Origin of the sequence: Mycobacterium sp., assembly GCF_032162605.1 — a bacterium.
Lineage (GTDB): Bacteria > Actinomycetota > Actinomycetes > Mycobacteriales > Mycobacteriaceae > Mycobacterium.
Genome location: NZ_JAVROT010000145.1, coordinates 1 through 8,670, shown reverse-complemented (window position 1 = coordinate 8,670; position 8,670 = coordinate 1). Strand labels below are relative to the sequence as shown.

At 65.7% G+C, this 8,670-nt stretch carries 9 protein-coding genes; 7 read left to right on the top strand and 2 right to left on the bottom strand.

The features are described 5' to 3' along the window. The first annotated feature begins 40 nt into the window (after positions 1–40). The 6 genes from QOI01_RS08780 (at position 41) to QOI01_RS08755 (ending at position 5,496) form a co-directional block, all read left to right on the top strand. The gene (locus QOI01_RS08780) at positions 41–1,093 is read left to right on the top strand and encodes an alpha/beta hydrolase (RefSeq protein ID WP_526379959.1); all 1,053 of its coding nucleotides are present in this window, start codon (positions 41–43) and stop codon (positions 1,091–1,093) included. Between the two features lie 29 nt (positions 1,094–1,122). After that, the gene (locus tag QOI01_RS08775) at positions 1,123–2,517 is read left to right on the top strand and encodes a cystathionine beta-synthase (RefSeq protein WP_526379957.1); all 1,395 of its coding nucleotides are present in this window, start codon (positions 1,123–1,125) and stop codon (positions 2,515–2,517) included. A 182-nt stretch (positions 2,518–2,699) separates the two neighbouring features. After that, a complete protein-coding gene (locus tag QOI01_RS08770; protein ID WP_526379955.1) occupies positions 2,700–3,104 on the top strand; it encodes a CD225/dispanin family protein in 405 nt (134 codons plus the stop codon). Positions 3,105–3,117: 13 nt separating this feature from the next. Further along, positions 3,118–3,546, top strand: a complete 429-nt coding sequence (locus QOI01_RS08765) for a DUF2752 domain-containing protein (RefSeq protein WP_526379953.1) — start codon at positions 3,118–3,120, stop codon at positions 3,544–3,546. Between the two features lie 60 nt (positions 3,547–3,606). Then, positions 3,607–4,644: a DUF2189 domain-containing protein gene (locus QOI01_RS08760; protein ID WP_526379951.1), complete on the top strand. Its 1,038-nt coding sequence runs from the start codon at positions 3,607–3,609 to the stop codon at positions 4,642–4,644. A 99-nt stretch (positions 4,645–4,743) separates the two neighbouring features. After that, the gene (locus QOI01_RS08755; RefSeq protein WP_526379949.1) at positions 4,744–5,496 is read left to right on the top strand and encodes an Rv1078 family RDD domain-containing protein; all 753 of its coding nucleotides are present in this window, start codon (positions 4,744–4,746) and stop codon (positions 5,494–5,496) included. 52 nt (positions 5,497–5,548) lie between these two features. Here QOI01_RS08755 and QOI01_RS08750 read toward each other — a convergent pair whose 3' ends face one another. Next, positions 5,549–6,715: an acyl-CoA dehydrogenase family protein gene (locus QOI01_RS08750; RefSeq protein ID WP_526379947.1), complete on the bottom strand. Its 1,167-nt coding sequence runs from the start codon at positions 6,713–6,715 to the stop codon at positions 5,549–5,551. 56 nt (positions 6,716–6,771) lie between these two features. Here QOI01_RS08750 and QOI01_RS08745 point away from each other — a divergent pair, with 56 nt between their 5' ends. Next, positions 6,772–7,950 carry a cystathionine gamma-synthase gene (locus QOI01_RS08745; protein ID WP_526379945.1) on the top strand — a complete coding sequence of 393 codons (1,179 nt, stop codon included), beginning with the start codon at positions 6,772–6,774 and terminating at the stop codon, positions 7,948–7,950. Here the strand turns inward: QOI01_RS08745 and QOI01_RS08740 are convergent. Next, positions 7,936–8,592: a GPP34 family phosphoprotein gene (locus tag QOI01_RS08740; protein ID WP_526379943.1), complete on the bottom strand. Its 657-nt coding sequence runs from the start codon at positions 8,590–8,592 to the stop codon at positions 7,936–7,938. The genes QOI01_RS08745 and QOI01_RS08740 overlap by 15 nt on opposite strands. Positions 8,593–8,670: the final 78 nt, after the last annotated feature.

Here is an 8,670-nt window from a genome sequence, read left to right as displayed (position 1 = left end):
TCGTAAACGGGGTACTACAACGGCGTAGGAAGTGGTGGCGATGACCGCACCGAGTAAGGCCTCGAGATCTGCCGGATCCAGCATAAGTGCTGCTAGAGCCCGTAAAGCCCGCAGATTCCCCGTCAGTGACGGCGCCCCCGTCGAAGTGGTTGAGGACGGCCCGAGCGTCGCAGGCCGATTGTTTGCTCTGGCCGCGATGATGACGATCAAGCCAACAATTAGCGTTGGCGCCCACGTTCCGCGGATGCCGTGGCCGTTCGGTTTGGTCGACTTCGTGTCACGCCTCGTGCTCCCCGCGCCCGGGACGGTCCGCGCCACCATCGCCCTCCCGAACTGCACGGCGCAGCTGGTCCGGGCGGCAGGCGTCCTGCCCGCCGACGGCAAGCGCAGCGTCATCCTCTATCTGCACGGTGGGGCCTTTCTGACCTGCGGAGCGAACTCGCATGGCCGGCTGGTGACCGCGTTGTCGCGGTTCGCCGACAGTCCGGCACTGGTCGTCAACTACCGGATGATTCCCAAGCATTCGATCGGGCAGGCGATCGATGACTGTTACGACGCCTACAGGTGGTTGCGGCTCAAGGGATACGAGCCCGAGCAGATCGTGCTCGCCGGCGACTCGGCCGGCGGTTACCTCTCACTGGCGCTGGCCGAGCGGCTGCAGTTCGAAGACGAGTTGCCCGCGGCCGTGGTCACCATGTCGCCGCTATTCGAGATCGACAACGAGGGGCGAGCCCAGCATCCCAACATCGAATCCGACGCCATGTTCCCGCCGAGGGCGTTCGAGGCGCTGGTCGAGTTGATCGAGGCCGCGGCCAAGCGCCACGTCGTCGATGGCAAGCCCGAGCAGATCTACGAGCCGCTCGACCACATCGAGCCGGGGCTGCCGCGCACCCTCATTCACGTGTCTGGATCCGAGGTTCTGCTCAACGACGCGCGAAAGGCCGCGCACATGCTCGCCGCGGCGGGAGTGCCCGTGGAAATCCGTGTGTGGCCCGGTCAGATGCACGTCTTCCAGGTGGCGGCGCCCACCGTCAAGGAGGCGACGCGGTCGCTGAAGCAGATCGGCGACTACATCCGAGAGGCCACCTGGTAACCCGTGCCTGCGCCTGACACGATGTACGTATGCGAATCGCGGGTCATGTCAGTGAGCTCATAGGCAACACGCCTCTCGTTCGGTTGAACTCCGTTGTGCCCGACGGCGCGGGCATCGTGGCGGCCAAGATCGAGTACCTCAATCCCGGTGGCAGCTCAAAGGACCGCATCGCGATCAAGATGATCAACGCCGCCGAGGCCAGTGGCGAGCTGAAGCCGGGCGGCACGATCGTCGAACCGACCTCCGGGAACACCGGTGTCGGCCTTGCCCTGGTGGCGCAGCAGCGCCGCTACAAGTGCATCTTCGTGTGCCCGGACAAGGTCAGCGAGGACAAGCGAAACGTGCTGCGCGCCTACGGTGCTGACGTCGTAGTGTCCCCGACTGCGGTGCCGCCCGATCATCCCGACAGCTACTACAGCGTGTCCGACCGGCTGGTGAAGGAGATCGACGGCGCCTGGAAGCCCGACCAGTACTCCAACCCGAACGGCCCTGCGAGTCACTACGAGACGACGGGTCCGGAGATCTGGGCCGACACCGACGGGAAGGTCACGCACTTCGTCGCCGGCGTAGGCACCGGCGGCACGATCACCGGCGCGGGGCGCTACCTCAAGGAGGTGTCCGGCGGCGCGGTGAAGATCATCGGCGCGGATCCGGAGGGGTCGGTGTATTCGGGTGGTACGGGCAGGCCGTACCTCGTCGAGGGTGTCGGAGAGGATTTCTGGCCGTCGGCCTACGACCCGACCGTCACCGACGACATCATCGCGGTGTCCGATGCCGACTCATTCGAGATGACCCGGCGCCTGGCCCGTGAGGAGGCGCTGCTGGTCGGCGGTTCGTGCGGGATGGCGGCCGTGGCCGCCATTCGCGTCGCGAAACAGGCCGGACCGGACGCCCTCGTCGTGGTCCTGCTGCCCGACGGCGGGAGAGGCTATCTCTCAAAGGTTTTCAGCGATGCCTGGATGTCGTCCTACGGCTTCCTGCGCGACCGGCTCGACGGTTCGATCGAACAGTCGACGGTCGCAGACGTGTTGCGGCGAAAGTCCGGTGCGCTGCCGGACCTGGTGCACACCCACCCCTCGGAGACCGTTCGCGACGCCATCGGGATCCTGCGCGAATACGGCGTCTCGCAAATGCCTGTGGTCGGCGCGGAGCCCCCGGTGATGGCGGGTGAGGTGGCTGGAAGCGTTTCGGAGCGTGAGCTTCTGTCGGCAGTGTTCGAGGGCCGAGCAAAGCTAGCCGATGCCGTTTCGCAACACATGAGTCCCGCCCTGCCGCTCATAGGGGCCGGTGAACTCGTCAGTACGGCGGCGAAGACACTGCGTGAAATCGACGCCGTGATGGTGGTCGAAGAGGGCAAACCCGTTGGCGTGCTTACCCGCCACGACTTGCTCGGATTTCTATCCGACGGAAATATCCGCCGGTAGCGGTGCGGTAGGCGGCCGCACCGACCCGTCGACGCCCGAAAACCGTTAGCAAGGGCAAGCATTCCGCTCTTCGGCGGCCGTCGATCCGTGTGATGAAGTTCGCTTTATGGCCGTCTTCGTGAGCCAGTTCTCGGGTATGGTGACACCGCTCAGACTCAGCTAATGATGACCGAAAGGCGTCCATGACCGAGTATCCGCCCTCACCCCCTCCTGGCAACTACCCTCCGCCGCCCTCAGGCAACTACCCACCGCCGCCCTCAGGCAACTACCCACCGCCTCCTCCCGGACCGGGTGGACCAGGTGGTTACGGTGGCTACGGTGGGCCGCCCACGAACCAGCCCGACAACAATCTGGTGTGGGGAATCCTGGTCACCGTGCTCTGCTGTCTTCCGCTGGGCATCGTGTCGATCGTCAAGGCCACGCAGGTTTCCGGTCTGTGGGGGCAGGGTCGCTACGCCGAGGCTCAGCAGGCGGCAGACGACGCCAAGAAGTTCGCCATGTGGGGGGCAATCGCCGGTGTCGTCGTCGGCGTCATCTACCTGATCTTCTCGCTGGTCGTCGGCGCCAGCGCTTTCTCGTACTCGTAAATCACTCGGACCGATGTTGGATACGCGCCGATCGTTGGCACTAGCACCACTCGGCGCCCCGCTCGGCGTAGCGGTGGCGGCCGGGTTGGTGTGCGGCGCCGTCTGGTTGGGTGATCCGATGTCGACGGGTGGACCGCTGCCGGTGTGTCCGACCAAGGCGTTGTTGGGGATCGACTGCCCGGGTTGCGGAAGCCTGCGAATGATCTACTGCCTTCTGCACGGGGACGTTCTCGGCGCAGCCCACTTCAACGCACTCGGGCTGTTGTCAGTGTTGTTCCTGCTCTGGGCTTTCGGAGCTTGGACGTACGGGCGCATCGTCAACCGAAGGATCGTCAGTTGGCAACACCAACGGTGGGCTGCCGTTGTGGCCCTGCTCCTGGTGTCCGCATGGTTCGTCGTCCGCAATCTGCCGATAGCGCCGTTCACCGCGTTATATGTATAGCCATCAACGGGATTGCGATCAGCGAGCCCGGTCCGAATTCAGCCGAAAGGTGTGTCAACCATGACCAACCCGCCCCCGCCGCCATCGGAAGGTGGTTACCCACCTCCTCCGGACGATGGTTACCCGCCGCCTCCGCAGGGTGGTTACCCGCCGCCGCCTCCGCAGGGTGGTTATCCGCCGCCTCCGCAGGGTGGTTACCCGGCGCCGCCTCCGCAGGGTGGTTATCCGCCGCCGCCTCCAGGTGGCTATCCGCCTCCGCCGCAAGGTGGTTACGGAGCGCCGCCTCCGCAGGGCGGTTATCCGCCGCCGCCGCAGACGGGCTACGGCGGGCCGCAGGGAGGCTATACACCGCAAGGTGGTTACGGTCCACCCCCCGGCTCCTACGGGGCGGGCCAACAGGTCGACATCGGAGAGGCGTTCTCGTGGGCGTGGAACAAGTTCAGCAAGAACGCCGTACCGCTCATCGTCGCGACGCTGGTGTATGGGTTGATCGTGGCCGCGTTGTCCGTGGTCGTCTTCGTGCTCGCCAATGCGCTATCGCCTGACTCCATTGGCTCCTATAGCTCGGATGACACTGGCTTCAGTTATTCAGCGTCTTCCGGATTCGGCTTGGGAAGCTACGTCGCCATCTTTCTGGGCAGTGTTTTGACATTCGTTGTGGTGGGCGCGTTCTCGTCGGCGTACTACGCGGGACTGTTGGACATCGCCAATGGCCAACCCGTAACGATCGGTTCGTTCTTCAAGCCGCGCAACGTCGGCAGCGTCGTGGTGGCGAGCCTACTCATCGGCCTGGTGTCATCGATCCTCAGTTTCTGTTTCATCTTCAGCTTGGTGATCTCGCTGTTCACGCTCTTCACCACCGTGTCGATCGTCGATCGCAACCTGCCCCCTGTCGATGCGATCAAGGCGAGCTTCGCGGTGGTCAAGGCCAACTTCGTTCAGGTGCTCCTCGCCTGGCTGATCATCGGCGTCATCGTGACCGTCGGTGCACTGCTCTGCGGTATCGGCGTGATCGTCGCCGTGCCGGTCGCGACGCTCTTCCTGGTTCACACCTACCGGAAGCTCAGCAGCGGTCAGATTGCGCCACTCACCCCGTGATCCCGTGAGAGCAGACCGGGTCTCGGCAAACTATGGATTCGCTCTACATAGTCCTCGTATGCTGCGACCACCTGCATTCGAACGGAAGAAGGACCGACGATGACCAACCCCCCGCCCCCTCCGGGCAACTACCCGCCACCTCCCGCGGGTAGCTTTCCGCCGCCGCCGTCCGAGGGCGGGGGATATGAACCGCCGGCGCCGCCGCCTCCCGGCGGTGGTTACCCGCAGCCGCCGCCGTCGGGCGGTGGATACCCACCCCCGCCTCCACCGCCGGGTGGTTCGTACCCGCCGCCTCCCCCTGCGCAAGGCGGATACGCGCCCGCACCCCCAGGCGTTGCCTACGGCGCCGGATCGTCCGAGGTGTACACGCCGTGGCTCACGCGCGTGCTCGCGTGGCTCATCGACTGGCTGCCAGTGGGGATCATCTCGGGGATCGGTTCGATCTTCCTCGTGACCATGCAGAAGGTCGACACGGTGTGCGTCACAGACAGTTCCGAGTACCAGCTCGGTGACTTCTGCGCGACTGGCAACAACGGTCCGACTGGGCTGGCGTGGACTCTCTTCATCTTGCTCGAGCTCGTCGCGCTGGCGTTCATCATCTGGAACCTGGGCTACAAGCAGGGCACTACGGGTTCCAGCATCGGCAAGGGCATCATGAAGTTCAAGGTCGTCGATGAGGACACCGGACAGCCGATTGGCTTCGGAAAGTCCGTTCTGCGCGAGCTCGTCTACATCGTGGCCTACTTCGTCTGCGGCATCGCCTGGATCGTCGCCGTTCTGTTCCCGCTGTGGGATCCCAAGCGCCAAACGCTCGTCGACAAGTTGATCAAGACTGTCGCACTTCCCCTTTGAGACTTCGTCTACGCCGCCAGTCCGTTACGCGCGGGCAGGCGGCGTAGTCGTTTCAGCGAAAGGCGCTGACGCCCGTCAGTGCTTCGCCGATGACCAACTGATGTACCTCGGAAGTGCCCTCGTAGGTCAGCACCGACTCGAGATTGTTGGCGTGCCGGATCACCGGGTACTCGAGCGTAATCCCGTTGGCGCCCAACAGGGTCCGACACTGACGTGCGATCTTGATTGCCTCGCGAACGTTGTTGAGCTTGCCGACGCTCACCTGTTCGGGCTTGATCTTCCCGGCGTCCTTCAGCCTGCCCAGGTGCAGCGCCAGAAGCTGCGCCTTGCCGAGCTCCACGGCCATGTCGGCGATCTTGGCCTGCGTCAATTGATAACCGGCCAGCGGCTTGTCGAACACCTCGCGCGTGCCGACGTAGTCCAGCGTCGTCTCCAAGCAGTCACGCGCCGCGCCGACGGAACCGAATACGATGCCGAAACGGGCCTCGGACAGGCAGGCGAGTGGACCCGACAAGCCCCGCGCCCCAGGAAGTTTCGCGTCGCCGGGCAGACGAACGTCGTCGAGGCTGAACTCGGAGGTCACCGATGCCCGCAGCGACATCTTGTGCGTCATCTCGCGCGCGCTGAACCCGGGGGTCGACGTGGGAACCGCGAACCCGATGATGCCTTCCTCGGCGCGCGCCCAGACGATCGCCACGTCGGCGATCGATGCGTTGGTGATCCACATCTTCGATCCGTTGAGCACCCAGTCCGAGCCGTCGCGACGCGCCGTCGTCCGCATCCCGCCGGGATTGGACCCGAAGTCGGGCTCGGTCAGCCCGAAACAACCGATCAGCTCGCCAGCCGCCATCCCTGGCAGCCACTGTTTGCGCTGCTCCTCGCTGCCCCAGTGGTGGATCGCGAACATCGCCAGTGAACCCTGCACCGACACCAGGCTGCGCAGGCCGCTGTCGACGGCTTCGAGTTCCTGGCACACCAGGCCGTAAGCGGTGGCGGTCGACCCGCCGCACCCGTACCCCTGCAGGTGCATGCCGAGCAGACCCAGCTTGCCGATCTCGACGGCGAGGTCGCGGACCGGGACTTCGCCGGTCTCGAACCACTCGGCGACGTGCGGACGCAGGCGTCGATCGCCGAACTCGCGGACCATCGTCCGTAGTTCGACATCCTCGACGGTGAGTAGCGAGTCGAGGTCGAGGAGACTTTCGATCGTGGTGGACATGCTGTTTGTTCTACACCGGACGTCACGGTGATCCGAGGCCGTTACCCTGATCGACGATGAGTGAGCAGCGTTCTAAGGCAGATGCGTACCGCGCCTACGGTCCCGCGACGAGGGCGATCCATGCCGGCTACCGGCCCGATCCGGCGACCGGCGCCGTCAACGCGCCCATCTACGCGAGTTCCACGTTCGCGCAGGACGGCGTCGGCGGACTGCGGGGCGGATTCGAGTACGCCCGCACCGGTAACCCCACCCGGGCGGCGCTGGAGGCCGGGCTGGCGGCCGTCGAGGGGGCGACGTTCGGGCGGGCGTTCAGTTCGGGCATGGCCGCCACCGACTGTGCGCTGCGGGCACTGCTGCGGCCCGGTGACCACGTCGTCATCCCCGACGACGCCTACGGTGGCACGTTCCGGCTGATCGACAAGGTGTTCGCGCAGTGGGGCATCACCCACACGCCCGTGCCACTGTCCGACCTTGACGCGGTCCGCGCCGCGATCACTTCGAAGACCCGGCTCGTCTGGGTCGAAACACCGACCAACCCGCTCCTGACGATCGCCGACATCGCCGGAATCGTCCAACTCGCCTCGGCCGACGGAGTCAAGGTGCTGGTCGACAACACCTTCGCCTCACCGGCCCTCCAGCAGCCCCTGGCACTGGGCGCGGACATCGTCCTGCACTCGACGACGAAGTACATCGGTGGCCACTCCGACGTCGTCGGCGGTGCGCTGCTGACCAATGCCGAGGAGCTCGACGACGCCTTCGCCTTCCTGCAGAACGGCGCGGGCGCGGTGCCGGGGCCGTTCGACGCCTACCTGACGATGCGCGGGCTGAAGACGCTGGCGTTGCGCATGGAGCGGCACAGTGAGAACGCGACCCGGGTGGCCGAGTTCCTCGCCGAGCACCCGGCGATCGACACGGTGCTCTACCCCGGCCTGCCCAGCCACCCCAATCACGACGTCGCGGCCCGGCAGATGACCGACTTCGGCGGCATGGTGTCCGTGCGGGTGAAGGGCGGCCGGGCCGCCGCGCAGCAACTGTGCGCCCGCACCGAGATCTTCATCCTCGCCGAATCGCTCGGCGGCGTGGAATCGCTGATCGAGCACCCCGGCGCAATGACCCACGCGTCGACTGCGGGATCACAACTCGAGGTGCCTGAGGACCTGGTCCGGTTGTCGGTGGGCATCGAGGATGCCGCGGATCTGCTGAGCGACTTGGAACAGGCGCTACGCAAGGGTTGAGCGCAGGGCTGAGGCCGTCACCGCCAGGTTGACCTCGGGCAGTGTGGTCGGGTACTCGTCAACCCAACTGCCACTGGCGATTTCGGTGGCCCGGGCGTGCACCCAGCGCCAGCCGCGGTCGTTGAGACTCAGGAGCGCGCCGAGGCCGTCCGCCGCATGCAGCAGGGTGACGACGGCAGCCGTCGTCGGCGTGGGCGGGCGTCGATCGAACAACGCCGACAACAGGTCGGTGCGAGCCCTGGCGACCCGGTCGCGGTGGGTGAGTGGCCACGCGTAACCGGACCGCTTCGGCTGCAGCCGCACCCGCCGAATCTGCCCTAGCCGTTCCAGATGCAGGGCGAGGTTGTCCTGAACGTCCTTGCTGACCTTCGACACGGCGCGGGAGGGCCACAGGGCCTGCTTCTGGAGAATCTGGAAAGCGGGTTCGACGACGGGATCGGTCGGACCGCCCACCGCCAGTGCGACGAGTCTGCCCGCCTCGACAGGTTCGCCAGGAACCGAGGGCCGAATGCGACAGGCGTACGCCAGGTCGAGCAGAACGGCGGCCGCCAGCACGCGTTCACGCCGCTCGCGCTCCAGTGCGGGTTGGGCCTTCGCATTGTCCAGAAGGAGAAGGAAGATTTCTTCGACGATCCGCGCCATGCAACGGACCGTAGATCACCCGGCCGAGCGAGTCAGGAGTGGTATGGCGTCGCGCTGATCAGCTTCACCTTGACGGTG

Excerpts from the sequence above, each read along its gene's own strand:
- QOI01_RS08775 (WP_526379957.1), top strand. The coding sequence starts at position 1,123 with ATGCGAATCGCGGGTCATGTCAGTGAGCTCATAGGCAACACGCCTCTC.
- QOI01_RS08755 (WP_526379949.1), top strand. The coding sequence starts at position 4,744 with ATGACCAACCCCCCGCCCCCTCCGGGCAACTACCCGCCACCTCCCGCG.
- QOI01_RS08780 (WP_526379959.1), top strand. The coding sequence starts at position 41 with ATGACCGCACCGAGTAAGGCCTCGAGATCTGCCGGATCCAGCATAAGT.
- QOI01_RS08770 (WP_526379955.1), top strand. The coding sequence starts at position 2,700 with ATGACCGAGTATCCGCCCTCACCCCCTCCTGGCAACTACCCTCCGCCG.
- QOI01_RS08745 (WP_526379945.1), top strand. The coding sequence starts at position 6,772 with ATGAGTGAGCAGCGTTCTAAGGCAGATGCGTACCGCGCCTACGGTCCC.
- QOI01_RS08750 (WP_526379947.1), bottom strand. The coding sequence starts at position 6,715 with ATGTCCACCACGATCGAAAGTCTCCTCGACCTCGACTCGCTACTCACC.
- QOI01_RS08765 (WP_526379953.1), top strand. The coding sequence starts at position 3,118 with ATGTTGGATACGCGCCGATCGTTGGCACTAGCACCACTCGGCGCCCCG.
- QOI01_RS08740 (WP_526379943.1), bottom strand. The coding sequence starts at position 8,592 with ATGGCGCGGATCGTCGAAGAAATCTTCCTTCTCCTTCTGGACAATGCG.
- QOI01_RS08760 (WP_526379951.1), top strand. The coding sequence starts at position 3,607 with ATGACCAACCCGCCCCCGCCGCCATCGGAAGGTGGTTACCCACCTCCT.